Source organism: Kitasatospora sp. NBC_00070 (assembly GCF_045041205.1).
Taxonomy (GTDB): Bacteria; Actinomycetota; Actinomycetes; order Streptomycetales; family Streptomycetaceae; genus Kitasatospora.
The window spans coordinates 387873-412188 of sequence record NZ_CP108248.1 but is presented as its reverse complement, the minus strand read 5'-3'; the positions used below and the strand labels follow the sequence as shown (position 1 = coordinate 412188).

Annotated in this window: 19 protein-coding genes and 1 tRNA gene; 8 read left to right on the top strand and 12 right to left on the bottom strand. The window is 68.4% G+C overall.

The window, feature by feature from the left end:
• The first annotated feature begins 243 nt into the window (after nucleotides 1–243).
• Both OHV05_RS36845 and OHV05_RS36840 read left to right on the top strand, forming a co-directional pair.
• Entirely contained in the window at nucleotides 244–2997 is a 2754-nt protein-coding gene (locus OHV05_RS36845) for a LuxR C-terminal-related transcriptional regulator (protein WP_331730562.1), read from the top strand.
• Between the two features lie 110 nt (nucleotides 2998–3107).
• Nucleotides 3108–4736, top strand: coding sequence for an NAD(P)/FAD-dependent oxidoreductase (locus tag OHV05_RS36840; protein ID WP_331730560.1), 1629 nt, complete (start codon nucleotides 3108–3110; stop codon nucleotides 4734–4736).
• Nucleotides 4737–4747: 11 nt separating this feature from the next.
• Here OHV05_RS36840 and OHV05_RS36835 read toward each other — a convergent pair whose 3' ends face one another.
• The 3 genes from OHV05_RS36835 to OHV05_RS36825 all read right to left on the bottom strand — a co-directional run bounded on the left by OHV05_RS36835 (nucleotide 4748) and on the right by OHV05_RS36825 (nucleotide 8355).
• Nucleotides 4748–5464 carry a TetR/AcrR family transcriptional regulator gene (locus OHV05_RS36835; protein WP_331730557.1) on the bottom strand — a complete coding sequence of 239 codons (717 nt, stop codon included), beginning with the start codon at nucleotides 5462–5464 and terminating at the stop codon, nucleotides 4748–4750.
• A gap of 197 nt (nucleotides 5465–5661) precedes the next feature.
• Nucleotides 5662–6753: a hypothetical protein gene (locus OHV05_RS36830; protein WP_331730555.1), complete on the bottom strand. Its 1092-nt coding sequence runs from the start codon at nucleotides 6751–6753 to the stop codon at nucleotides 5662–5664.
• A gap of 90 nt (nucleotides 6754–6843) precedes the next feature.
• The gene (locus tag OHV05_RS36825) at nucleotides 6844–8355 is read right to left on the bottom strand and encodes a hypothetical protein (protein WP_405021674.1); all 1512 of its coding nucleotides are present in this window, start codon (nucleotides 8353–8355) and stop codon (nucleotides 6844–6846) included.
• Nucleotides 8356–9467: 1112 nt separating this feature from the next.
• On the opposite strand from OHV05_RS36825, the gene OHV05_RS36820 reads away from it, so the two are divergent.
• A complete protein-coding gene (locus tag OHV05_RS36820) occupies nucleotides 9468–11057 on the top strand; it encodes an acyl-CoA dehydrogenase family protein (protein WP_331730550.1) in 1590 nt (529 codons plus the stop codon).
• Nucleotides 11058–11116: 59 nt separating this feature from the next.
• Here the strand turns inward: OHV05_RS36820 and OHV05_RS36815 are convergent, their stop codons facing one another.
• Both OHV05_RS36815 and OHV05_RS36810 read right to left on the bottom strand, forming a co-directional pair.
• Nucleotides 11117–11323 carry a hypothetical protein gene (locus tag OHV05_RS36815; protein WP_405021673.1) on the bottom strand — a complete coding sequence of 69 codons (207 nt, stop codon included), beginning with the start codon at nucleotides 11321–11323 and terminating at the stop codon, nucleotides 11117–11119.
• A 283-nt stretch (nucleotides 11324–11606) separates the two neighbouring features.
• Entirely contained in the window at nucleotides 11607–14003 is a 2397-nt protein-coding gene (locus OHV05_RS36810) for a glycosyl hydrolase family 65 protein (protein ID WP_331730544.1), read from the bottom strand.
• Between the two features lie 383 nt (nucleotides 14004–14386).
• Between OHV05_RS36810 and OHV05_RS36805 the strand changes: the two genes are divergently transcribed.
• Nucleotides 14387–14695 carry a hypothetical protein gene (locus OHV05_RS36805; RefSeq protein WP_331730543.1) on the top strand — a complete coding sequence of 103 codons (309 nt, stop codon included), beginning with the start codon at nucleotides 14387–14389 and terminating at the stop codon, nucleotides 14693–14695.
• Nucleotides 14696–14711: 16 nt separating this feature from the next.
• Here the strand turns inward: OHV05_RS36805 and OHV05_RS36800 are convergent.
• Both OHV05_RS36800 and OHV05_RS36795 read right to left on the bottom strand, forming a co-directional pair.
• Nucleotides 14712–14785 (bottom strand) — tRNA-Ile (locus tag OHV05_RS36800).
• Nucleotides 14786–14904: 119 nt separating this feature from the next.
• On the bottom strand, nucleotides 14905–16203 hold the full coding sequence (locus tag OHV05_RS36795; protein ID WP_405021672.1) for a hypothetical protein: 1299 nt from the start codon (nucleotides 16201–16203) through the stop codon (nucleotides 14905–14907).
• Nucleotides 16204–16765: 562 nt separating this feature from the next.
• Between OHV05_RS36795 and OHV05_RS36790 the strand changes: the two genes are divergently transcribed.
• Complete coding sequence (locus tag OHV05_RS36790) at nucleotides 16766–17449, top strand: NUDIX domain-containing protein (RefSeq protein ID WP_331730540.1); 684 nt, start codon at nucleotides 16766–16768, stop codon at nucleotides 17447–17449.
• Between the two features lie 185 nt (nucleotides 17450–17634).
• On the opposite strand, the gene OHV05_RS36785 is transcribed toward OHV05_RS36790, so the two are convergent.
• Together OHV05_RS36785 and OHV05_RS36780 are read right to left on the bottom strand one after the other, a co-directional pair.
• A complete protein-coding gene (locus tag OHV05_RS36785) occupies nucleotides 17635–17859 on the bottom strand; it encodes a type II toxin-antitoxin system RelE/ParE family toxin (RefSeq protein WP_331730537.1) in 225 nt (74 codons plus the stop codon).
• 19 nt (nucleotides 17860–17878) lie between these two features.
• The gene (locus tag OHV05_RS36780) at nucleotides 17879–18112 is read right to left on the bottom strand and encodes a hypothetical protein (RefSeq protein WP_405021671.1); all 234 of its coding nucleotides are present in this window, start codon (nucleotides 18110–18112) and stop codon (nucleotides 17879–17881) included.
• Nucleotides 18113–18467: 355 nt separating this feature from the next.
• Between OHV05_RS36780 and OHV05_RS36775 the strand changes: the two genes are divergently transcribed.
• Both OHV05_RS36775 and OHV05_RS36770 read left to right on the top strand, forming a co-directional pair.
• Nucleotides 18468–19382: a transporter substrate-binding domain-containing protein gene (locus tag OHV05_RS36775; protein ID WP_331730533.1), complete on the top strand. Its 915-nt coding sequence runs from the start codon at nucleotides 18468–18470 to the stop codon at nucleotides 19380–19382.
• 437 nt (nucleotides 19383–19819) lie between these two features.
• Nucleotides 19820–20401: a hypothetical protein gene (locus OHV05_RS36770; RefSeq protein ID WP_331730531.1), complete on the top strand. Its 582-nt coding sequence runs from the start codon at nucleotides 19820–19822 to the stop codon at nucleotides 20399–20401.
• Here OHV05_RS36770 and OHV05_RS36765 read toward each other — a convergent pair.
• Nucleotides 20319–21275, bottom strand: coding sequence for an IS5 family transposase (locus tag OHV05_RS36765; RefSeq protein WP_331730529.1), 957 nt, complete (start codon nucleotides 21273–21275; stop codon nucleotides 20319–20321). The two genes, OHV05_RS36770 and OHV05_RS36765, sit on opposite strands and share 83 nt — an antisense overlap.
• Before the next feature lie 433 nt (nucleotides 21276–21708).
• On the opposite strand from OHV05_RS36765, the gene OHV05_RS36760 reads away from it, so the two are divergent.
• Nucleotides 21709–21972, top strand: coding sequence for a transposase family protein (locus tag OHV05_RS36760; protein ID WP_405021670.1), 264 nt, complete (start codon nucleotides 21709–21711; stop codon nucleotides 21970–21972).
• A gap of 163 nt (nucleotides 21973–22135) precedes the next feature.
• Here the strand turns inward: OHV05_RS36760 and OHV05_RS36755 are convergent, their stop codons facing one another.
• Together OHV05_RS36755 and OHV05_RS36750 are read right to left on the bottom strand one after the other, a co-directional pair.
• A complete protein-coding gene (locus OHV05_RS36755) occupies nucleotides 22136–22612 on the bottom strand; it encodes a helix-turn-helix domain-containing protein (protein ID WP_405021669.1) in 477 nt (158 codons plus the stop codon).
• 17 nt (nucleotides 22613–22629) lie between these two features.
• Nucleotides 22630–24312 (bottom strand): hypothetical protein, encoded by a 1683-nt coding sequence (locus OHV05_RS36750; RefSeq protein WP_331730524.1) that lies wholly within the window; start codon nucleotides 24310–24312, stop codon nucleotides 22630–22632.
• Between the last annotated feature and the right edge of the window lie 4 nt (nucleotides 24313–24316).

Sequence of the window (24316 nt, the reverse complement as noted above, 5' to 3'; positions counted from 1 at the left end):
GGCAATACCCGGCGGCCCACTGTGCGGAGACAGCCGGCGCGAGTGGCGCTCGGCCGACGGCGAGCGCACGGCGTAGCATTCCCATGAAGGCAGTGATTGAGTGTTCCACAGCTTGGTCGGCAGCGGCCAGGCGGCGCCGTGCCCGGTAACTGCGAGTGACAGCAGGTTCCTATGAAACGCGCCCTCCGGGGTCTCGTCCGCTAGGGGCAGTCGCCCCTCGCCCCGGCCGCGAGGATGGTCGAGATGAACGGATTCGGACTCCAGAGCGATTTCGTCGGCCGCTCACGAGAACTGTCCGCGCTGTCCGCTTGCCGGGACGACTCGCTGCAAGGGGTGACGGCCGCGGTCATGGTGCAGGGCGGGCCAGGCGACGGCAAGACCTGGCTACTGCGCCAGGCAGCCCCGTTGTTCGCGGACCACACGGTTTGGTGGGCCACCTGCGACCCAGCCGAGCATGACATACCGTTCGCCGCCCTCGAACAACTGGTACGGCGCAATGACCCGGTGAAGGCGGAAGGGCTGGCAGCCATCTCCCGGCTCCCGCCCGGCGAAGGCCCGTCAGCCCTACAAATCGGCGCAGACCTGCGCGCCCTGGTCGAACGCCAGGCCGCAGAGCGCCCACTGGCCGTCTTCGTTGACAACGCCCAGTGGATCGACGCCCCCTCGTCCGAGGCCTTCGGCTACGCGTTCAGACGACTGCACTCAGCCGCAGTAGCGGTGATCACCGCCGAACGCGTCGGCGCATCCGCCGGGACCCCGGTCGAGCCGACGGCCGCAGGCCTGACCGACGCCGTCGGGCACCGGTGGCACCTACCACTGGCCGGGCTGTCCGAGGCCGAGGTGATCGAGCTCGGCCACCTCCTGGGGCGGGAACTGACCACGTCCGCAGCAGGGCGGATCCTCCAGGCCACGGGGGGAAACCCCTCTTACGTCCACGCGCTCCTCACCGACCGGACCACCCGTCCCGGGGATGGCTTCGAGAAGGTCACCGCCCCCCCTCAGGTGGTCGAGGACGTGCGCCACCTGTTGGCCAGGCTGGACGGGAACGCCAAGGCCCTGGCCGAAGCCCTGACCGTGCTCGGTGAGGAGGTGCCCCTTCTCCGAGCGGCCCGCATGCCGGGCATCGACGCACCCGAGGACGCCCTCGACGCACTCCTGACGGCCGGCCTGGTCGCCTGGCACCCACACGACCCGCTGCAAGGCACCGGGATCCGCCACCCGCTCCAATGTGACGCCCTGTACCACTTGATCAGCCCCAGCAGACTGCGCCAGCTCCATACAGCCGCGATCCCCCTGACGGACCCGGTCGGGGCCTGGGCACACCGCGTCGCGGCTGCTGTCCGGACGGACGATAACCTGGCTCAGCAACTCGAGCAGGAGGCCGACACCGCGCTCTCCGCCGGCGCCCTCGACCAGTCCGCCTCCTTCCTGCTGTGGGCCGCGCACCTCTCCGAAAGCCGGGCACAGTACGAACGGCGCCTGCTGACGGCGGCGACACTCTTCTTCCGGACCGGGGACACCACCCACACGCCGGCGCTGACAACCTCCATCCTGTCCTGCGAGCCGTCCGGATTACGCTCGTGCGCCCTCGGCCACCTAGCCCTGGCCGAGGGAGACATCGAGGCGGCCGAGCGGCACCTCACCACCGCCAAGGTCCAGACGGCCAAGGAGGGCGACCCCCAGGCCGTGGCGCTCACCCTCAACGCCCTGGCCACCCTCCGGCTCTGGCAGGCCGACGCCGCCGACGCCGCCGACGCCGCCGACGCCGCCCTGGACGTCCCACTGGAAAACCCCCTCCTGCAGGACGAGGCCCGGAGCCTGATCACATTCGCCGTGGCCCACCGGGCCGGCCACGAAGCCGCACTGCGCACCCTGGAGGCCCTGGGGGCCGACCCGCCCGCAGGATCCGCGCCGCTCCACATCCGGGGCATCCTCACAGGTCTGGCAGGCCACCTGCGCGAAGCCATCAGCGACCTGACAGCCCCAGGGGCCACTGTCACCACCGGCAACGCCACCGCGCTCTTCCACCCCGAGTACCTCGCGGTCTTCCATTACCTCGCCGGAGACTGGCCCAGCGCCTCGGCAGCCGCCGAGGGGATCCTGGCCGTCCCCGGGCACCCCGCCACAGCCTGTGCCCACTGGATCGGGGCCCGGCTCGACATCAACCGAGGCCAGCTGTCGGCTGCCGCCAACCACCACCGCAGTGCCGCACAGGCCGCAGCCAAGCACCGCACCCCGCAGAACACCTTCTACGCCGCAATGACCGGCTGCGCCCTGGCCCAGGCCCATCAGGACCACCAAGGAGCGCTGCTCTCCCTGCGAACCCTGGTGGAATGCCCCGAGGACATGCTCAGGCTGCGCTACACCTGGTGGCTCCCGCCGTACGCGGAGTCGCTGATCGAAACCGGCCGCCTCGACGAGGCCGAGCGGATCGTCTCCGTCCTCCGGGAGCTCGCGGGAGAGATCTGCCACGCCCGTTCCGACACGGCATGGCTGGCGGGGCAGCTCGCCGAGGCCCGCCGGGACTCCGGTGCCGCCGAGGCCGCCTACCGAGGGGGGCTGGCCGACAGCGATCACCCCGATGCCGCACCTGCTCTGATGGCCCGTCTCAACTACAGCCTGGGCCGGCTGCTCCTGAACAACGGCCGCCCCGGCGAGGCCATCGAGTACCTCCAGACCGCGCACCGAAGCTTCACAGCGTTGGGGGCCATGGCCTACATCGCCCTCACTGCCCGGGCCGTGGCCGCCTGTGCGCCGGGTGCCGGGGCGGCGGGGCCGTCGGCAGCCGCTCGGCTGAAGGGGCTCACCGACCGGGAGCTCGCCGTTGCCTCCCTGGTCTCTCAAGGGCTGACCAACAGCGAGGTCGCCGAGCGCATGTTCATCAGTGCGAAGACCGTGGAGTACCACCTGAGCCACATCTACCGGAAGCTCGGGGTCTCTTCACGCCGTCAGCTCCGGCTGTTCGCCGACCGCCGGGCATCCCGCAGCCGGGGCTGACCCTGTGAGATGCCGGATACGGCCCGAATGCTCGCAGAAGCGGCCATCTTTGCGCCCGGTGCGGCACACCCCGGTTCTTCTTGGGGCCCGGTTCTGATAAGACCCAGCCCATGAATACAGATGGTCGAGCGCATGACAACGAGAGTCATGGACATGAAGCCGGTTCCGGAGCGGAGGCTCGCAGGCCCCTGCGCGCCGTCTACGACGCAGTGATCATCGGAGGTGGACACAACGGCCTCGTCGCCGCCGCCTACCTGGCCCGGGCGGGCCGCAGTGTGCTGCTGCTCGAGCGACTGGACCGGCTCGGCGGAGCAGCGGTCTCCACCCAAGCCTTCCCCGGCGTGCAGGCCCGGCTCTCGCAGTACGCCTACCTGGTGAGCCTGCTGCCGCGCGCCATCGTCGAGGATCTCGGCCTGGACTTCACCACACGGCGACGCACCGTCTCCTCGTACACCCCCACCGGGCACCGCGGGCCTGGTGCGGCAGGCCTGCTCGTGGACCACGCCGATCCGACGGCCACCGCCGCGTCGTTCCGGGCGCTCACCGGCTCCGAAGCCGAGTACGCCGCTTGGAAGACCTTCTACGGACGCACGGCCCGTCTCGCCGGCCGGGTCTTCCCCACCCTCACCGAACCACTTCCCGGCCGGGAGGAGCTGCGCGGCAGGGTCGACGACCCCGAGGCCTGGGAGATGTTCTTCGAACGCCCGCTCGGCGAGGCCGTTGAGGAGCACTTCCGGCACGACCTGGTCCGGGGAGTTGTCCTGACCGACGCGTTCATCGGAACGTTCAGCCACGCGCACGACACGTCCCTGCGACAGAACAAGTGCTTCCTCTACCACGTCATCGGCGGAGGTACCGGAGACTGGGACGTACCCGTGGGCGGTATGGGAAGCCTGACCCGGGCCCTGACCGAGGCAGCCCTCAAAGCCGGCGTGGAGATCCGCACCGGCAGCGAGGTCACCGCCGTCGACCCGGCCGCCACCACCGAGATCACCTTCCGCACCGAAAGCGGAGAACACCGCGTCGGTGCCCGGCAACTGCTCTGCAACGCGGCCCCGGCGGTACTGGACCGTCTCCGGGGACGGACTCCGACCGGGCCCGGCCCACAGGGCGCGCAGTTCAAGGTGAACATGCTGCTCAAGCGTCTTCCCAGACTCAAGAGCCCCGAGCTCGACCCGGCCAAGGCCTTCGCCGGAACCTTCCACGTCGCCGAGTCCTACAGTCAGCTCGAAACCGCCTACCTGACCGCCGCCTCCGGACGTTTACCCGCACCGGCCCCGTCGGAGCTGTACTGCCACTCCCTCACCGACCCATCCATCCTCAGCCCGGAACTCGCCGCCAGCGGGCACCACACCCTGACCCTGTTCGGACTGCACACCCCGGCCAGCCTCTTCCAGGCGAACCGCGCCAGCCTCCGTTCCGCGGCCCTCACCACCACCCTGGCCACCCTCGACCGATACCTAGGCGAGCCGATCGAGGACCTGTTCGCCCTCGACGCCGACGGCCGGCCCTGCGTCGAGGCCAAGACCCCGCTGGACGTGGAGGAGGACCTCGCCATGCCCGGAGGGCACATCTTCCATGGCGACCTGCAGTTCCCCTACCGGACCCGCCCCGACGACCGCTGGGGCGCTGCCACCGACCACCCCGCCATCTTCCTGTGCGGAGCCGGCGCCGTCCGGGGCGGCGGAGTCAGCGGAGTCGGCGGACACAACGCGGCCATGGCGGCCATGGGCCTCTGACCACCGGAGACTCACGACACCCGCATGGCCCGGGGTGCCGGAGGTGGCACGGGAGCAGCCAGTCGGCACACCTCCCGCGCCACCTCCGGCACCCCGGCCAAACCCGCCAGCTGCCGCACCAACTGCGCCACCGGCCCATCCTCCCGCTCGACCGCGAAGAACCGCCCCAGCTCGGTGGCCAGCTCCGCATCCCGTGCGGCCGCCACCACGACCGCCGCTATCAAGTCCTGAGTGAGCTGGAGCTGCACCTCCTCCAGCGGGACCGTCAGGTCCGAGAGCCAGTTCAACGATGCCGCCTCCACCGCCGCAATCCAGCCCTGGACCGCCCGGCGCAGCGCCTCCCGGGGCCCCACCAGGCCCAGGTGACGGAAGATCTCGTCCTCACCGCGCCTGCGGACCTCGCCGATCACCGCCGCCGCCGACGTGGTCTGCGTGGCCGCGCCACCGCGCAACAGGGCCAGGAACCCGGCCCGGTGTCTCGCCGTGAACTCCAGGTAGCGGCCCATCACCCGCGACAGCCGCTCGGAAGCCGGTCCTTCCATGGGTTCCTCGAACAGCTCGCACATCAACGTCCCGGCCCGGTGCATGACCTCGTCATAGAGACCCTGCTTGCCCCCGAAATAGTGATACACCAGCGCCCGTGACCCTCCGGCCGACTCCGCGATGGCGGTCAGCGAGATCTCCTCGAACGGATACCGTCTGAACAGCTCCAGGGCCGCGGCGATCATCTCCTCCCGCCGGTCCTCGACACGCAGACGGCGCCGCGGCCGCCGGCGCGCAGCGGCGGCGGGTGACGGTTGCCCAGCTTCCATGGGGTCACCGTAACCACCGGCGACTCCAGAACCCCCCGGCTCCGCGCGGCAAACGGCCGAGAGTGGGACAAGTACGCTTCCTCGGCCGGACCGCTTCCCCGGTGACGCAGCCACTACCCCTGACCCGGCACGAACTGCCCACCCGAGGAGTCCGCGTGACCCTCCGCCAGCTCCGACACCGGTAGCAGCACCGGATTCTCGAATCCGTCGAGTGCCACCTCGTACGCCGACGGAACCTCGTCCACCACAACACCCGAAGCCCCCGTGTTCCACCACGGGGCCACCACGCTCCCCCGGTGTCCCGCCCACTGGCCCGCCGTCAGTGTCACGCGCCGCCCGGCATCCAAGGCCCCCCGCTCCGCACCGAGCCGCAACGCCCCGACCCGTCGCGCCCGGGCCACGCACGCCTCGAACACGCTCTCGCCACCCCCCGGCACCGGCCCCATCAGCCACGCCCACTCCGCCGAAACCGGGCTCACCCAGCCGGCATCCGCCGACACGGCCGCCCGCAACGCCCGCTCGACCGCCCCACGGACCTGCTCAGGCTCCCCGCTCAGCACCCCCGCCCACCCGGCGGTCGCCACCTCCTCCACCGCACGCCCTTCACGCCCAGTCAGCACGCACAGAGCCAGCGCCACCAGGGAACCAACAGCCCGGTCCTCCCACGACACTTCCTGCCCGAGCCAGCCCGGCTGCTCCGCCACCAGCCGAGTCGCCACCGTCCGGGCCTCCTCCCAGAGCCCCGCCCCTTCGGCGTCCGTCGCGGGCTCGTCCGACCACCGCCCCGCCACGGCCTCGGCCCGCAGGTGCTCCAGCATCGGCTCCACGTCTTCGCGCGAAGGGCTCTGCGTCACCGACACCATCGCGCTCAGCAAGGCCCGGGAGATCTCCCGGGACACCATCACCGGATCACCCCCCTCCAGCTCCGCCCACGCCCGCAGTGTCTGCGCCAGCAGCACCCCCATCCGCACCGCGACGTCCAGTTCCATTGCCTCCTGGACGGCCGCCAGCTCCGCTGCGGACATGCCCGCCCGTACCCCCGCCCGCGTCACGAACAGGGCGCGCAGCACCTCGTCGCCGTACGCCGCCAACAGCACCGGCAGCGCTACCCCGTCGCATTCCACGGCTGCTGTCAGGGCAGCGTCGTCACCGCGCCAGGCGGCTTTCAGCGCGTCCAGTGCGCGCAGCACCTCGTTCTGGTCCATACCGGGATACTAACGATCCATTGCAGGTATCGGTGAATGCAACGCCGGACCTGGTGGATGATATTTTGGATTTTAGCTGGCCGGTCCGAGTCATTTGGGGAAGGGTTTCGGTTTGGCCGGCCTGAGATCCATTTTTACAATGGGCTCGACCTGTTTCCTCAGCCGCTTTTCTGCTTCTTCTCTGAGTTTTTGCTGCTCCTCCTTACTGTCGTTGTAGTCGAATTCCATGTACCCTCCCCGCAGCAAGCCTTTTTTGAATACGAGCCAGCCGCCAAGATATCTCTTATTCTTGGCTCTCCTCCAAAAATCTTTCGCCTCGCTGGATGGGTTGATGATCAGATTGAGCCCGTTGCCGACCTGGAGAAATTGGAGCATCTCATTATTGCGCCCACGGGCAGATTTTGCGAATTCGGACAGGCGATTCTTCCCTTCGGCGGACAGGTCGCTTTCGTAGGTCACGGCGTAGGTCTGCGCGGCCGGGAAGTTCGTCCAGATCGAAAATTCGAATACTCCTGCATTGGGATCAGATTGCAGGGCGCCATAGCAATATCTTTTTCCATGTTTCCATATGCCAAGTTCGCCGTCGACTAGCCTTGCCTGTTCGCTCCTCGCTCCCTTTTTCTCGACAGGGTGAGCTTCCTCTTTCCCGCTCTCCCCATCTGTCGGCGCGGTTGGCGATTCATGCGGCGTTTCGTTCTTGGACGGGCTGCTGCTTGGCCGGATTGGTGCAGTGCCGGTGTATACCGTTGAGATAGGCTTGTATTTAGACCAGGTGGCCCCGAACTTCGGCAGCTCCCGCCCTGCGGTTGCAATGGCATATACCCTCCCGCCGTCCAGGTAGTCGTGGGCCGACCAGAGGTCCGGAGGGAGTTTTTCTTTCTTGAAATCACCATATCGGCAGCACCACGTCAAGGCCCCGATGAGCTCGTCGACGGGAACCGTGTCGCTTCTTTCGAGGAGGCTCTTAAGGTAGGCCCCTGATGGGGCACTGTTGAAGACTTTAGTGGAAAGGAATGCCATGAAGCGCAGCTTTTCGCCATCGGTGAGGCTGCTGAATGTCTCCCCCGTACGATTCTGCAGAATGGAGTCGAGCTTCGACTTCAGGGAAGCGTGCTGTCGGTCGCTGGCAATGCTGCGTAGAACGGTGAAGTATGATGGAAAATCATTCTTGCGGGCAGACGATGGAGCGGAACTGCTGTCTGATGCTGAGGCCGGGGGGGTCTTGCTCCATTCTGAGTGGATTCCCGGAGGTTCTCCATGCACGGGCACGCAGTAGACTCGGACGTCATCGAAGTTGTCCCAGGACTCCCAGGTCCCGGGGAGGCGTCCGGGGACGGGGGTCTGGTAGCGGAGGTAGGGGTCCAGGACCGTGAGGAGATTTATCACGTCGGTTTCTGGCAAACTGTCGGGGCACAATTCGGCGTAGCTCTCGAGGATATTCTGCTGATCTTGTCTATACCTCTCAAGGATGTTTTTGAGGTCGTCGTTGCCGTCCTCCAGCATCCCGTTTCTGAGGAGCGTGCTACGCATGGTGGCCCATTCGGGAGTTTCACCCTGAGCATGAACAGCCAGCTTGATTTTCTTGATCGCCCAGTCTTCCATCTCTCAGCCTGTCTCTATGACTCAGAACATCCGTCCGCCGTCTGCCGTACTGCGGCGCCGACGTATGGGTGAACCACAAACGGGCGGAGCGCTTGACGCGCGAACGCGGCATCGCCGGGGTCACCGTCGATGACTGTCCCGATCGTCGGCTCCTCGGTCATGCCCTGCGCAATGGAACCGTGGATGCGCCCAGGCCGGCCTCCACTCTCCGTCCAGCGCGTGGATGGGGCGGCCTTCACACAGTCCTCCCACTGCGGCCCGCACGCCGTCCTCGGGGAGTCCTTCGGTACGAATATGCACAGAACTGCCCTCCTGAGCTTGACCGCCTCCCCCATACTCGCCTCCGCCCGGGCTCGAGCGGTGGCCAGCGAGGCACCCTCGCGGGAGTCGGCCGGTGCCCAGCCGGGAAGCAGAACGCATCGGTATCGGTAGTTCGGGAATGGCTACGGGCCACTCAGCCTGCTGCCCCTCACCCCACTCGAAGTGGCCTCCGAGGCCCGAACTCGGCATGCAGGCTTCAGCGTCTCGTTGCCGAGCGGAACGCGGCCACTTCGGTTCGACGCCATCACACTCTCCACCCGGTCCGTGGTGGACTTGGCCCGGGACGGGGTTGATGCGTTCTCGGCAGGTGATCATCGCGGTGGCGCAGTCGGGGCGTGGTCGGTAGCGGTCGACTGCGGCCGCGATGTCGGTCCGGCCGGCCTGGCGCGTCCGGGCGGCTGGTGAGGTTGCGCAGGGTGGCCGGAGCACGCTGCCTGCATCGCTTGCGCGCCCGCCGGCACCGCACTGGTCCCACCGGCGCCGTCAAAGCACCAGGCCCACCGTGCAGTATCAGGAGGATTTGGTTCGCGCACTTCTGATAATACGAGCTTCGGTGCCTTCATTGCCCGTGTCCGGCAGTGTCGCGGCGGCCGCCGTTCTTGCCTATAAGCGGACAATGAGGATGAAGCGGAGCGGATTCTGGTGGCCTCGGTCACACCTCTACTCCTCCGTTGCTTCCCCCGGGCGGGGGCACTCGTCGCGCGGTCGGGTATACCTCTTGGACGAACCTTCGCGGTGATCGATGGTGAACCATGCCGCGGAACGGAATGTCGAGGAAAGGGGAGCCGTAAATGCAGAGGCTTATGGAGAAGTCGGTGAGCAGCGGGGGAGCCCTGGCTTCGGATCCAGCCAGGAAAACCCTGGAATTCCTCCGGTGGTACGCCGAGGAACGAGTGAACCCTCGCCTTCAAGACGAACGCCGGTCCCTGTCCCCGGCCGTAGTACTAGACCTTGCCTCCGCCGGACTGCTCGGGCTCCAGGTGCCCCGCGAGTACGACGGGCTCGGTCTGTCCCACCGGGACACCTACCGCGTCATGACCCAGCTGGCAGCGATCGACCCGAACCTGTTCCTGACCATCGGCGTCCACAACTCCCTCGGAATCACCCCGATCCAGTACGGCGCCTCCGAAGCAGTGCGGCGCGAACTCCTGCCCCCGATCGCCCGGGGCGAGGAGTTCGTCACCAGTGCGATCACCGAACCCGGCATGGGGTCGAACCTCAAGCTGCTCTCCACGACCGCCCACCGCTCCTCCGACGGCAGCTACACCGTCAACGGGGCCAAGACCTTCATCAGCCTCGGCGGCTGGGCCCGGCACGTCAACGTCTTCTGCCGCCTTGCCGAGGGCGGGGAACAGGCCGGTACCGTCGGCCTGGTGGCCGACACCCGGGGTAGGGGCTTCGATATCGGCCCCGAGATGATGACCTTCGGCATGCGTGCCTTCCCCCAGAACCACCTCTCATTCACGGACCTGAGCATCCCTGCCCGCTACCTGCTGGGCGAGGAGGGCCGGGGCCTGGACGTGTGCAAGGACGCCTTCACCGCCGGGCGCGTGTACCTGGCCGCAGGCGGCCTCGGCGCCATGAAGCGGGCCCTCCAACTCGCCCACCGGTTCGCCGTACAGCGGTCCGTGGCCACCGGACTCCTCTCCGAGAACGGGAAGACCCAGCAGATCCTGAGCGAGTCCATCGCCGCGGCGCGCTCCGTCGAGCTGCTGATCCTCCACCTGGCGGATCTGCAGGACAGGGGCATCCCGGTCGACCCCAGCCTGCCGCTGACGGCCAAGGCCCTCGGGTGCGAACTGATGTGGAAGGTCCTCGACCGCTGTGTCCAGCTCCTGGGCGGCCGCGGCTTCCTGGACACCAACATCCTTGGACAGTTCTTCCGCGACTACCGGGTCTTCAGGATCTTCGAGGGAGCCACCGAGGCCGTCTCGCAGTACCAAGGCACGCGGTTCCTGGCCGACGAGGGCCGCCTGCCGAGCCTGATCGTGCGCGACTTCGACGCCTCGCCAGCCGTTGTCGCCCTTGCCGACCAGGTTGTCCAACTCGGCCGCAGCACGACCAACAGCTCCCGCCACCGGCACGTCCTCGCTGACTCGATGGGCACCCTCGTCTGCTGGTCCCTGCTCGCCGCTCTCACCTCGTCCGAAGCCAAGAAGTCCGGCCAGCCCCAGGACATCATGGCCGCCGACTGGTGCGAGCAGAGTCTCCGCGCCCAGCTCCTCGGCGCCCGCACGGCCGTCTCCCAGGGCGCCGAGCTGCCCACCGGCACCGAAATCACCCACCTCATCGAGGCCTACGGCGACACCATCGGCGACTTCGACCACCGCGCGGCAGGGGAGCACCACGGGATCGATCCGCTCCTCCGCCGCTCCGCCTGACGGGCCGGGACAGACCGGTGGGGCGGGCCGCCGGGCCCGCCCCACCACTGCACGTGCGTTCACCCGGTGTGCGAAGGGGGTTCCCCGCTCTTGAGGGATTCGACCGAGAAGCTGGGTGCGGGCACCCGGTGCAGCATCGTGTAAAGGGCTTCCGTGGTTTCGGGGTGCTGGATCTCCTCGATCAGGTGGTCCTGTTCGAGGAGGCCGCTCGGGTGCAGTGCGGCCACGGCGGCGGATCGAGAATTGGAGTATTCCTGCTCGTTCATGGTGCTGTCCTCGCGCTTCTTCGGCGGTCCGGAATAACGCCGGGCCGTGTGCCTGACGTGTTCATGGGCTCCGACGCCGTTGTCGGTCAGCAACTGATCGCGGCCAGGGGCCTGGGGGACCCGGGTGGAAGGACTCTCGTGTACCCGCCAACTCCGGGTGATGCCCACCAGTGTGACGCATCCGGCAACGGAATTTCGGGTGGATCGGATGGGACAACCCGTCGGGGAACGTGCTGTTTCCCCTCCAGGAAAGCCCCTCGCCCGATCGGGCAGCAGGGCCTGGTCACTCGATGGGGAACGAACGCGGACCGGTGTGGATCGGCGGCCGGTGAGGGCGGGAGGCCGGTTCGCGGCCGGGCGGCTGGACGAGCGGCTCGGGGACTTCCACCACTGCACGGGTTTCCCGGCTGACGGGGCGGTCGGGTTCGATCCGGAGCGGTTCGCCCTCGTGCAGGACGGTGATCGAGGTGCCGCGGCGGAGGGTGTAGGTGGTCCGGGCGTGGGTGATCTCCACGTGCAGCAGGTTGCCCCGGGTCTTCATCGCGAAGGCGAGCCGCCGCAGCCCGGCGGGCAGCCGGGGCCGGAACGACAGGTGCTCGGCGTTGTCCCGCAGGCCGCCGAAGCCGGCCACCAGGGCCAGGCAGGCCCCGGCCAGCGAGGCCATGTGCAGGCCGTCCCTGGTGTTGCCGCCGAGGTCGTGCAGGTCCATCAGGGCGGCTTCGGCGGTGTAGTCGTAGGCCAGGTCGAGCTGGCCCACCTCGGCCGCGATCACCGCCTGGGTGCAGGCGGAGAGCGAGGAGTCCCGGACCGTCAGGCGCTCGTAGTAGGCGAAGTTGCGGGCCTTCTGCTCGTCGGTGAAGGCGTCGCCGCGCACCTGCATGGCCAGCACCAGGTCGGCCTGCTTGACCACCTGCTTCCGGTACAGGTCGAAGTAGGGGTAGTGCAGCAGCAGCGGGTACTTCTCCGGCGGGGTGGCCTCGAAGTCCCAGAACTGGTGGTCGGTGAAGCCGTCGGCCTGCGGGTGCACCCCGAGCTTCTCGTCGTACGGGACGTACATCGCCCGGGCGGCGTCCCGCCAGGCGGCGGTCTCCTCGGTGTCGACGCCGAGCGCGGCGGCGGTCGGCTGGTGCCGGGCGGCGGCCTCGGCGGCGGCCCGCAGGTTGGTCTGCGCCATCAGGTTGGTGAAGACGTTGTTGTCGGCCACCGCGCTGTACTCGTCCGGCCCGGTGACGCCCTCGATCCGGAACCGGCCGGCCGCGTCGTGGTGGCCGAGCGAGCGCCACATCCGGGCGGTCTCCACCAGCAGTTCGAGGCCGTACTCCCGCTCGAACTCCACGTCACCGGTGGCCCGGACGTACCGGGCCGCCGCCACCGCGATGTCGGCGCCGATGTGGAACGCGGCCGTCCCGGCCGGCCAGTAGCCCGAGCACTCCTCGCCCCGGATCGTCCGCCAGGGGAACACCGCACCGGCCAGGCCGAGTTGGGCCGCCCGTTCGCGGGCCAGCGGGAGGGTGGTGTGCCGCCAGCGGAGGGCCTGCTTGACCGCGTCCGGCAGGCAGTAGGTGAGCACCGGGAGCACGAAGGTCTCGGTGTCCCAGAAGCTGTGGCCGTCGTAGCCGGGGCCGGTCAACCCCTTCGCGGGGATGGCCCGTTCCTCACTCCGGGCGCCGGCCTGGAGCACGTGGAAGAGCGCGAACCTGACGGCCTGCTGGAGCTCCACGTCGCCGTCGATCTGGACGTCGCTGGTCTCCCAGAACTCCTTGAGGAACTCCCGCTGTTCGGCCACCAGGCCGTTCCAGCCGGTGTACCGGGCGGCGGTCAGCGCGGCCTCCACCTGGTCCCGGACGGCGGGCAGCGAGCGGGTGGCCGACCAGCCGTACGCGGTGAACTTGGTGAGCCGCAGCTCCTCGCCCGGGTGCAGCACCGTGGTGACGCTGATCCGGCCCTGGTCCTCGGTGCACTCGGCGGTGACGTGGAAGCCGTCCGGGCCCTCGATCAGGTGGTCCATCCCGACCGCCACCCGCTGGCCGCTGTACCTGGTCCGGTGCACCAGCACCGCCTTGGTGCCGGCGGCCAGCCCGGCCTCGGCCACCAGCGGGGCCTCCAGCACGGCGGCGGCCCGGGGGTCCGCCTCGCCCCCGCCCGGCAGCTGCTCGTTGGCCACCAGTTCGGACTGCAGCACCACCCGGATCGGCCCGTCCACGGCGGTCACCCGGTAGTCCACCGCCGCGATCGCCCGCTGGGTGAGCGAGACCAGCCGGGTGGAGGACACCTTGACCGTCCGGCCGGCCGGCGAGGTCCACTCCGCGTCCCGCCGGAGCAGGCCCTCCCGGAAGTCCAACCTCCGCTGGTGGTGCAGGAGTTCGCCGTACCTGAGGTCGAACGGCTCGTCGTCCACCAGCAGTCGGATGATCTTGCCGTTGGTGACGTTGATGACGCTCTGGCCGGACTCCGGGTAGCCGTAACCGCCCTCCGCGTAGGGCAGCGGGCGGAGCTCGAAGACGCCGTTCAGATAGGTGCCCGGCAGGCCGTGCGGCTCGCCCTCGTCCAGGTTGGCGCGCAGGCCGATGTGACCGTTGGAGAGCGCGAAGACCGACTCGGACCTGGCCTGCGCGTCCTCATCGAAACCATGCTCGAAAAGAACCCATGGGTCGATGGCGAAACGGTCAGATACGGCCATGTTCCCGCCCCTTTCTCGGTCTTCTCACACCCCATGGGGACATTGATCCGATGGCCATCTCATCCGCCGTTCCAGAATTCCCCGGAGAAGGCAGGAGGTGGCCCGGAGCGAGAGAAACGGACCCGGCATGTCATTCGGTGGCCATTGCCACGAGAGGCCAAAGGTACGCCGGTGCCCGCTCCGTGGGGCCCGGCCGGCCGGATGCTGCACGGTTGATACGCACGGCTGCCCTTTCGGGTAGCCCTTTCGACTGCACTGGAAGGCCGAATGCGCGGAGAAGGAGCAGCATCACGCCAATTGGAGCTTGCGGCGCTGCCGGGGTCGGAGAACGGGCGATACGATCGATTCGGCACTACCGCCTGGCTGCCGCGAGAGGAGTTGACATGGGAGGGAACATTGCCGATGGAGATCTTCCGGAATCGTTCTGGACCGATCTTCCGGGATGGTGCGAGGGGATGAACCGCAGGGTTTTCGGCGAAGAAGGAGAGGCCGAAGACGGCCGTGGTCGATTCCATTTCATCGGCGGGCCGCTGGACGGAATCCGACTGGGAAGCGCGGCGCTCCGGGACGCCGCGGTGGCGGGCGGATACGCGCTCGAGTCCGCCGGCTGCACCTACCGGAACGGTCTTTCGTTCTACGCCCCGGTGCCCTCCAGGCCCGGCGTCCTGCTCTGGGTCGTCGACATTCCGTAGGCCCGCGACGTATATGTGGGGTGAGCGGGACTCGAACCCGCGACCGGAGGATTATGAGTCCCCTGCTCTAACCGGCTGAGCTACCACCCCGGGCGCCCTGCGGGCGTGCATCCCAGTCTCCGGCCTTCCGGGAGACCTGTCCCGTCGGAGTGTCGAGGAGGGGCCGACGACAGCGCCGAAACCACCGCCGGCCCCTCGGATTCAGGAGGTCAGGACGTCTTGGCGAAGCACGCGTCCGCGCCACCGGTGGCGAAGGTCTGCTTGTCGCAGCTGACGGCCTCCGGGTAGTAGTCGCCCATCACGTTGCGGGTCACCGCGACACTGGGGGTCCCGTCGGGCACGTTCTGCACCGCGTGGGTGAAGCTGGGAGAGGCGAGCATGTTTCGCATCAACAGCACGCCACGCCTAGTAGTGAGCCCCAGCCCCGAGTCGAGCCAGGTCACACCGTTGGTGGTGGTGGCGTTCGCGGGCTTGTCCTTGGGGGTGGACACCACGTAGGTGTAGCGCCCCTTGCCGTCGAGCACGGTCTGGTAATCGGCGGCGCATTGGACCACCGGGTACGGCTCGTTCAGGATCGACTTGCTGTAGATGTTGGTGCACAGGGACCAGTAGCGCAGGTTACTGGGGGTCGCGGGAGAAGCCCCGTGGGTGGTGTCAGGGAAGGTGGGGGCCTTGCCGCGGACGACAACGACCTTGCCCGCTTCATAGTTGAACGGGGCGGAGATGTACTTGTTCGCCGGATTCGGGAACAGGCCACCGGTGGCGGCGTCCTTCTGACGGGCGAACTTGGGCTCGGCCCAGGCACTCGGCTGCGGGTCGGGGGACTTCGCCCGCACGACCGCCGTCAGTGCGGCGTTCATGAGTTTGTTCTTCGCCGGGTCCTTGCAGGCCTTCAGGTCCTTGGAGCCGGACGGGGTGGTGATGGTGATCGTCGGCATCTTCGCTGTCCCCACGCCGGGAGTGGGGACGTAGACGCGGTAGATGAGGTAGCCGTTGCCGGTCTCACCCGAGCTGAGAGCCTTGATCGCATTGGGGCCCTGGGCTCCGCCTGCGGTCAGGGTCGCGGTGTAGGTGCCGCCCTTGATGTTCACGTTTGTGAACGGGTTGCCGGCGCCGTTGTCGGCGGCCAGCGCGGCATCCTGCAGCATGCTGCTCCCGCCCGTCACCGGGGAGAAGTCGCTCTGGTAGGCAGTCAGTGAGAAGAACCGGACAGGAGAGTAGTCGCCCTTGACGGTGATCTTCATGCCTGGGGTGAAGTTGTACGGCATGACCCAGTAGGAGGAGTTGCTGTCCGGAAAAGCCACGTTCAGGGTCGCGGCATCTGTGAGGATCGGCCAGGCGCAGTCGCTGCTGCTCAAGGGGGAGGGGGCACCAAGAGCCGTAGGCGGGGGCGGGGTGGTGTACGAGTTCGCCTGTGCGGTGCCCGTGGCGCACAGCAGGGAGGCGAGGCCCAGCCCGGAGGCGAGGGCGGTGGCCAGGGTACGGCTTCGGGGGGTGCGGTGGCGCATGGCTCTCTTCATGTTGCTGTGAGGGTTCTGCGTAGCCCGAGGACTGCCTGGTCATTAACAGCAGCCTCGAAACACCCGCATGCCAGGTGGGGTGCCGGCAAGGGCCAAACCTGGGCAAAGGCAATTGGGTGATGTCCAATATCCAATTGCATGATTTCAATTGTCAACCGCGACCGGTGAGGGATTTGTGGCCACTCGGTGGGGGTTCGTATGCGGCGGGCAGGCTTCCGGTCCAATCTGACTGCCCGGCACCACGATCGATCGGGCGACGGCGCTCATCCCCGCCCCGGGAAGATGAGCCACCACGGGTCAGAACGAGAGGAGCGCGTCATGCGGGAGAAGACCGCAGCGGTGGGAGCGAGCGCTGCTCTGCCAGGCGCGGGCACGGGGCCGAACCGGGGCCCTTCCCCGCAGGTCCTCGGGCTCGTGACCGCTTCCTGAGCCGATGCCTACAACCGGAGTAGCTCCGCTGCCTGGACCCGGGGCGCACTTCCTTGACGCTGACGAGATCCGCCTGGTGGAAACCCGCGCCCCGTGGGTTTCACGTGCAGAGCGGAGGGAGGTGAGCCGCCGGTGGGAGGGCATGGTCGCGGCGAATCCGTCCTTGTTCGACGGCCCGGTGGTCGCCTGCACCGGTGTCGACCGGACAACATCGGGCGCCCTCGCCCTTTCCTGGGCCCGGGTGTCGTTCAGTTCCAGGACGCTGCGGCAGATACGGGGAGCGAGCGGCTGGGCGCCCTCCTATCTGTACGTCACCGTGCTCCAGCCGACCATGGCGGGAGCCCTGGTGCTGGTACGGCAGTCGGTATCGACCGTGATGCCGGGGTGCTGGCAGTTGCCCGGGGGGTCGGCCGAGCCGCCGGCGGCGGGCGCCGCACTCGATGTCCCCGCGCTGCGGCGGCACGCTGCGGTCGAGCTGGCCGAGGAGCTCGGCATCGCCACACCGGCCGACGACCTGACCCTCTGGGGCGTGACCCGGGACAAGCACGGTGACGTCGGCATGCATTTCCGGGCCCCGGCCCGGCCGGTGGCCACGGTGTTCGGCGACCACGCCACTCTGGTGACGGCCGAGCGGGAGCGCGGCGTCGTGGCGGAGGTGGAGCGGTTGGCCCTCGTCAGTTCGTCCGCCCAGCTCGGTGTCCTGCGCCGACGTGCGGACTACCTGGCCCTGGTGGTCGCCCGGTACACGGACCAGGAGACGGCACGGAACCCGGCCTCGGCCGCTGGCAGGCTTCCGCACCGGTGACCGTCAGAGCGCCGGTTCGGAACCGACGGCCGTGGACTGGAACGGCATCGTCCTGTTCCACCGAGGCCCGGCGGACGACAGCGTCGTAGGTGACGTGGCCCCGTTGGGGTACCGGGCCAGCCAGCGACGGGCACGATGTCACCGTGGACAGGGCTCGCGAGATGTCCCGGCCCGGTCGGCCGCTGTCACGCCTCCACGTAGACCACGACCACGGTGGCGCCCGACGTGGTGACGCTGTAGATGACGCGGACTGACCCGATGTCGTCGCGGTAGTTGCGCAGCCGTCCGTCCGGTGTGGGCTGACCCCTCTCTGGGTGGGCGGCGATTACGCGGAAGGCACGGTCCAGTGCGTGGATCTGCTGCTTGGTGAGCTTCCGCAGCTGGGTCTTGGCGAAGTCGCTCAGCGACACGACACCACCGGGCGAAGGCTCAGGCGACACGCTGATCAGCGCCCTCGGCCTCGAGCCCGGCGAGGAGGCCGGCCCGCAGGGTCTCCCATGGAGTGCACTCCTCAGGGGAGGGGAGCCCGTGCTGGGCGATCCCGTCGAGCGCCGCAGCCAGTTCTTCGGCGCGCCGCCGCTCGGCCGAGGCCCAACTCCGGAGCGGATCGACGGTGGCGGGGTCGTCCCGGTTCTGGTCTGAGGTGGAGGAATTTCCGGTCATCAGCCCTGCTTTCTTCCGGTTTCTGGGTGCGGTCTTGAAAGCTGTGCCGACTCGTGTGCCCATACGGTAACCGTGTTCCGTGGCTGTCCTCGGGGAGCGTCGGCGGGCGTGTCGGCCGGGATTTGTGACAGAACGTCAGGAGAGCTCCCCGGTGAGCACTCTCTCGCGCTACCCCACAGAGACTCGCGTGGTGGTTATAGTCTGACCGGCATCCCATCTCCACGGCGCCGCCGTCGGCCGTGCCCCGGCGCTTTTTTCGGCGTGCGGATCGCGAACTCACCGGAGCGAAATCTGTAGGGATTGCGTCGGACGGCTCTTTGCCGTCGTGTTGCCTCGACCAACGGGAGCGTTCGAGATGAAGCTTTTCACCAGCCGCAGCTGCCAGGCCGCTGCGGCCGCCGTCGTGGCCGCCCTGTTGCTCAGTGCCTGCAGTTCGGACTCCGGCGGGGACACCAGGGGTGCCTCCCTCAAGCAGCGTGTCCCGGATGCAATCCGCGCCGCCGGGGTGATCCGGGTGGGCGCGTCCTACACCGCCGCCCCGGTGATCTTCCAGGGAACTGACGGGAAGGCCGCCGGGCTGGATGCGGACCTGGCCGCCGCACTGGGGAACCAGCTCGGAGTCCGACTGGAGTTCCAGAACGTCGGATCGTTCTCCGCCGTACTGCCCGGGTTGCTGGAAAAGAAGTACGACATCGGGATGTCCGGCATCACCGACACCGGCGACCGCCAGCAGGGCTTGGACCAGGACGGGGCGCTGGTCAACAACGGTGTCGACTTCGTCGACTACTTCATGGCAGGTACCGGCATGGTGGTCCGCAAGGGCAATCCCGGCAAGATAGCCGTCATCGACGACCTCTGTGGCCGCACCGTCTCGGTCAAGAAGGGCACCATCCACTATGAGCTGACCGCTCGTCAGCAGAAGGCGTGTGGATACCTCGGCAAGCCGCTGAAGCTGCTGGAAGCCAGCACCGATGCGGAGAGCCTCGAGCACCTCAGCAGCGGTTCCGCCGACGTCTACGTCACCGACTATCCCAAGGCTCAGTACAACGCCCAGACCGTCGACGGCGGCCGCGCCTTCGAAGTGGCCGGCCCCCAGATCCAGTCGCGCCCTTACGGGATCGCCGTCCGAAAAACCGACAGCGCCCTGCGCGACGTCCTGGTGAAGGCGATGAATGCGATCATCCAGGACGGCAGCTACGACAAGGTGCTGGCGGACCACCAGCTCTCGGCAGGCGTAATCCAGTACTCCGTGGTCAACGGCGGCCGGTAACAGCGTTCTCCCCCGAGCCCGAATCCACTGGGCTGATTCGAGGGTGATCGTTTCGTTGGCCCCCTTCGCCGGACGATTGTCGGTGCTCCGGGTGCCGCCCGCTGTGCTGCCCTCCGCCCCGAGCCGGTACGCCGCTGGCGATCACAGCGGGTCACCAGCGGGCTGGGCTCCTCGGGGAACCCGCGACAGTTGAATACGCGGGCCCACCAGTAAAGGGCTGTGAAGATCTGTCTTTGGCTCAGTACCCGGTGCTGGCCGACATGGCGTACACCGCCCCGGCGGAACCTGTGTGGTGTCAGCCGGACGCTCAGAGCGTGGTGGTGAACCGGTCTGTAGCTCGATGACCAGCAGCTTTCGAGTGGTCTCGGTGTCGGGGCGGTCGGCTGCGGGCAACCAGCGGAGGGTTCGTCTGGTTGTGGAGGTGCGGAGTGCCGTCGGTGATCGCATTGCTGGAAGTCCGGGAGGCGCGGGCCCGGGAGGATCTGGAGTCCTGGCTGGAGATGTTGCGGGAGGCCGAGGTGCAGGCGGAGGCAGCCCGTCAGCGGCTGGAGCATGCGCGGATCGCCCGCGAGGAGGTGGCGCGCGTGTTCGCCGAAGGGGCGGTCCCGGCCCGGGAGGGTGACGGTGCGTCACCAGTGCCGACCGTGGTGGAGGAACCCGCGCATATGGCCGGGGCGGTGCCGTCGGGGCCGGTGCTGCGGGAGGGCTATGACGCCCGGCCGCCGACCTGGCAGGCGGGGCTGGGAGCCGATGTGTTGTGCGGGGCCTACCGACAGGTCTTCGAGACGGCCCTGGCCGCGCCGGGCCCGGTGACGGTGCAGGAGCTGACTCGGGCGCTGGGCCGAAACGCGGCGCGGTTGAACGAGGTGGAGAAGGTGCGCCATCGTGCCTATGCGCTCCAGGCGCGCGGCTGGCTCCTGCGCGAGCGGGGCCTGTTCAGGCCCGCCGCGGGTCCAGGCGCTCGGGCCGGAACTCCGGCCAGTGCAGACGCTCTTTCGCCAGCCTCCGCGTCAAGGTGATCAGGCCGGCCCACCACACCATCTGCCTGTGGTGGTCGGGCCGGCGCTCGTGATCGCGGTTCAGACGGCGGGCCCGCGAAAGCCACCCCAGCGTGCGCTCGACCGCCCACCTGCGCGCGAGCACCACGAATCCCCTGGTCCCGTCCGGGCGCTTGAGCACCTCGACCCGCACCCCGTGCGCCGCGAACGCGTCCGCCAGCGCCGGGCCCTGGTAGGCGGTGTCCGCCCAGACCAGTTTCAGCAGGCGTCCGGGCTCGGCCATGAACGCGTCGATCAGTTCCGGGGCGGCCACCGAGTCGTGCACGTTCGCGGCGGTGACGGTGACCTCCAGCAGCAGGCCGCCCGTGTCGGTCAGGATGTGGCGCTTGCGTCCGTCGCGCCGCTTGTTGCCGTCCACCCCGCGCGTGGCAGTGGGGCAGGTCTCCGAGCCGTCCACCGACTGCGCGTCCATGATTCCCGCGCTCGGCTCGGCCACCCGTCCGTCCCGCTCGCGCTGCAGGCGACGTAGCCGCTGGTAGAGCTCGCGCACGTATCCGTGGCGCGACCAGCGGCGGAAGAAGTCGTAGACCTTGCGCGGGGCGGGCAGGTCGACGGGCATCGCCCGCCACTTCGCTCCGTTGTCGACGAGGTAGCGCACTGCGTCGACCATCTCACGGTGGCAATGGGCCTCGGGGCGTCCGCCCCGGCCCTCCAACCAGGCCAGCACCGGCATCGAGGCCTTGACCTGGGCCCATTCCGCATCCGTCATGTCGGACGGGTAGTGCGGCGCACGCCGCCCCGCCGCGATCGCCCCGTACTGGTGAACGAAGCAGTCACACGCCAGAGTGTCCGAAGTGGCATCGACCGGCACAGGGGTGGTGAACTGGTACGGCAACGGGCCTCCTGGGCCGGAGGGTTGGTCTCGACAACCGCACTCCTACCAAGAGGCCCGTTCGTCTATGCCCGCCCAGCGGCCAGCATGGACGTTCGAGGCATCCCCGGCCCGGCCCCACCGAACACCACCCGGTTCACCACCACGCACTCACCCCCGCAAGGGATCTCAACGTGAGTAAGGGATCGCCGAACCGGGCGCACGTCCAGGGCTGATGCGTTCTCAGCTGGCGGGATATTCTGGGGCCTGATGGGTGGTTTGCCGGGCTGGAAGCAAGAGATGCGACACCAGATGATCGAGGCTTCTGAATCCGAAGATCGTCCTGGGGTCGCGTCCGCGTGTCATCCTCCCTGATCAACGTCCTCGCGCGCCACTACAAAACGGCGACGATCCCTGCCCGTCCATCGAACCGCACGAGCGGGCCTCGCTGTCCGAGGTGCTGGCCGCCGTGCCCGACCCCCGCCGGGTGCGCGGGCGTCGCTACCACACCGGTGTCCTGCTGGCCTGGTGCCTGACGGCGGTGCTCGGCGGAGCCCGTTCCCTCGCGCAGATCGCCCGGTACGCAGCCGACGCCGACCAGGAGGTCCGCATCGGACTCGGCCTCGCCCGCGCCATGCCAACGCCTCCACGCTCGGCCGGCTGCTGGCCCGCATCGACCTGCGCGGCGTGGTCGTCACCGCCGACGGGGTGTGTCCAGTGACTGGTGTATCTGATGTTGCGTCGGGTCGGACGTCCCGAGCGCAGATGCTGCCGGAGTTCCTTCGCGAGGACCTTGCGCGTCTGCATGAACAGAGACTTGTAGATGCTCTCGTGGCTGATCCGCATCCCCGCGCCAGCCGGCTGGGTCTTGGACAGATACCCGGCTATCTGCTTCGGTGACCAGTCCTCGGCCAGCTTCTCGGCAACCAGGACGCGAAGAGGCTCATTGGTGGCCAGCAGGCAGTCCTTGGGGCGCAGGGCGCGGTCCCAGGCCCGGTCCTCGGCGTCCACCGCCCGGTAGTGCCCTTGTTCCGGGCGATCTCCCGGCTGACGGTCGACGCCGCACGCCCCAGGGCACGGGAGATCTCACGGAGCGAGTCGCCTCGAGCCAGGCCGCGGGAGATCGACTCCCGCTCGGTGAAGCTCAGCAAGCCGGGCCGACGGCGCCGCAGGGGCGGAACGTATCCGCCGTTGGACTTGACGATCGTGAAGATCGACCCTGGTGGCCTGCCCAGGGCACGGCAGATCGCACTGATCGACTCACCGGCCTTCCAGCGGTCCCACAACTCTCGCTTCTGCACGTCCGACGTCCCTCGGGTCGCCGCTCCAGCAGGTCGTTGCGGGTGCCTGGGGCGGGGCATCCCTGTGAGCGGTCGTCCTACTGTCGGTCGTCGCGGCTGGGGGCGGATCCTCGGCGGCCGGCTGGGACTTGTCGTGCGGCGATCGGTGGAGCGGGTGTCTTCTCCTCGGAGCGCGGGGTGAGGGAGGCCGCTCGGCGGCGGGGCGGCCGGGGGGACGCGTCGTCGTCGCTGGAGTCGGAGTCGGAGTCGGAGTTCTTGGGGGCGAGCGAGAGGCCTGGCTTTGATGGACGGGGACGGGAAGGGGGAGTCTTCTTCTCTTCGCCGACGGGGAGGACCACGACCCCGGGGGGCAGGACGCGGAAGGACGCGATGATCGCTTCGACGTCGGTGCGAGTGACGCGTTGCGCGGGGGGTATGCCGACGTACTTCTCGATGAGGTGGCTGATGAGGTCGACGAGGACCGGGGAGATGGGGGAGATCATGTCGGCTAGGCCGGAGGGGCTGGTGTCGATCTTCCCTCCTGTCGCGGCCGCGGTCCCGGCCACGCTTCCTCCTTTCTGTGTGGCGGCGAGCTCCAGGGTCTCTGACGTTATCTCTTTCAGTTTTTCGATGGCTGCTCTCACCGACGATGTGAGCGGCTTGTCATGGTCTTCCATGGCGGCGACTTCGTTTACGCACGCCCGCTGGTAAGCGGCGCGGACGACGGTGTCGATGGGGTTCCACGCGCCGACGGTCAGGGCCGCCATCGGGACGGCGACGGCGTCCATCAACACGTTGAACCGGGCGATGGCGAGCGCGGCCAGTCCTTTAGCCACCGCGGTTGGGTCGTTGTCGAGGACCCGGAGCGCCTCGAGTTTCGTCATCGCCTCAGCGGCCTTCCGGGCGGCTTCCTCGGCGTCCCAGGCGAGGGAGGAGCCGGATTTAATCAGCGCGGCGAGGCTGAACACCCATCCCCAGCCGGGCGTGGACTGGCCGATGGAGAAGCCCATGTCCACGCCTTTGGACAGGACTGCGGTGAGCTTCTCAACTTTCGTGACGCTTGCCGTGTCGAGGGCTCCGCCGGCGGCTGCGGCGGACAGCGCCTCTTGCGGCACTTCGTCAGTGCCGCGGTTGACGGTGTCGGCCAGGACTTTCGAGGCCTTCTCGGCGCCGTTGATGTACTTGATCCGCTGGTCGTCGGACCGCCTCAGGAGGTCGACCTGCTCGGGCTTTGCGAGTCGATGCGACTCGGAGAGCGCGAGCAGCAACTCGTGGCCCTGGCTCCGGATCACTTCCAGCTGCCTGCTCGCCTTTTCGAGGCGGTCTCTGCAGGAGCCGAGGACGGACACAATGGAGGAGCCTCTGTCTTTGAGGAAGTCCCATTCCTGGGCGGAATTGACGGCTGCGATGAGCTGAGCGGAGTAGGCGATCTTCTGGTCCATGGCCGTGAAGTTCTCGACAAGCTCGCGCATGTGTGCTTCGGAGGCCACTGTGAGGGACTGAGAGACGGCGCCGCTGAGGACGTCCTTCCTGTGAAGGCGTGTCCCCTCTTTCGTCTCCTCGTCCACGGCGCGACCGAGCGCGTCGCTGATCTCAGGGACCTTGGGCAGGGCGGGGCTGAGCTTGAGGAGCATGGCTGCGGACACGCCGTCCACGGTGTCAGCGGCGTGCGCGAGAACGGTCTCGAGCGCAGGCTGCGCCCATCCGGCCCGGGCGAGGTGGTCGGTGATCCGGTCGACGAGTTCGGTGTAGGCGCTCTTCGGTTTGGGTGGTGTCGACATGTGC

Excerpts from the sequence above, each read along its gene's own strand:
- OHV05_RS36845 (WP_331730562.1), top strand. The coding sequence starts at position 244 with ATGAACGGATTCGGACTCCAGAGCGATTTCGTCGGCCGCTCACGAGAA.
- OHV05_RS36840 (WP_331730560.1), top strand. The coding sequence starts at position 3,108 with ATGAATACAGATGGTCGAGCGCATGACAACGAGAGTCATGGACATGAA.
- OHV05_RS36835 (WP_331730557.1), bottom strand. The coding sequence starts at position 5,464 with ATGATCGCCGCGGCCCTGGAGCTGTTCAGACGGTATCCGTTCGAGGAG.
- OHV05_RS36830 (WP_331730555.1), bottom strand. The coding sequence starts at position 6,753 with ATGGACCAGAACGAGGTGCTGCGCGCACTGGACGCGCTGAAAGCCGCC.
- OHV05_RS36825 (WP_405021674.1), bottom strand. The coding sequence starts at position 8,355 with ATGGAAGACTGGGCGATCAAGAAAATCAAGCTGGCTGTTCATGCTCAG.
- OHV05_RS36820 (WP_331730550.1), top strand. The coding sequence starts at position 9,468 with ATGCAGAGGCTTATGGAGAAGTCGGTGAGCAGCGGGGGAGCCCTGGCT.
- OHV05_RS36815 (WP_405021673.1), bottom strand. The coding sequence starts at position 11,323 with ATGAACGAGCAGGAATACTCCAATTCTCGATCCGCCGCCGTGGCCGCA.
- OHV05_RS36810 (WP_331730544.1), bottom strand. The coding sequence starts at position 14,003 with ATGGCCGTATCTGACCGTTTCGCCATCGACCCATGGGTTCTTTTCGAG.
- OHV05_RS36805 (WP_331730543.1), top strand. The coding sequence starts at position 14,387 with ATGGGAGGGAACATTGCCGATGGAGATCTTCCGGAATCGTTCTGGACC.
- OHV05_RS36795 (WP_405021672.1), bottom strand. The coding sequence starts at position 16,203 with ATGCGCCACCGCACCCCCCGAAGCCGTACCCTGGCCACCGCCCTCGCC.
- OHV05_RS36780 (WP_405021671.1), bottom strand. The coding sequence starts at position 18,112 with ATGACCGGAAATTCCTCCACCTCAGACCAGAACCGGGACGACCCCGCC.
- OHV05_RS36775 (WP_331730533.1), top strand. The coding sequence starts at position 18,468 with ATGAAGCTTTTCACCAGCCGCAGCTGCCAGGCCGCTGCGGCCGCCGTC.
- OHV05_RS36755 (WP_405021669.1), bottom strand. The coding sequence starts at position 22,612 with ATGCCCCGCCCCAGGCACCCGCAACGACCTGCTGGAGCGGCGACCCGA.
- OHV05_RS36750 (WP_331730524.1), bottom strand. The coding sequence starts at position 24,312 with ATGTCGACACCACCCAAACCGAAGAGCGCCTACACCGAACTCGTCGAC.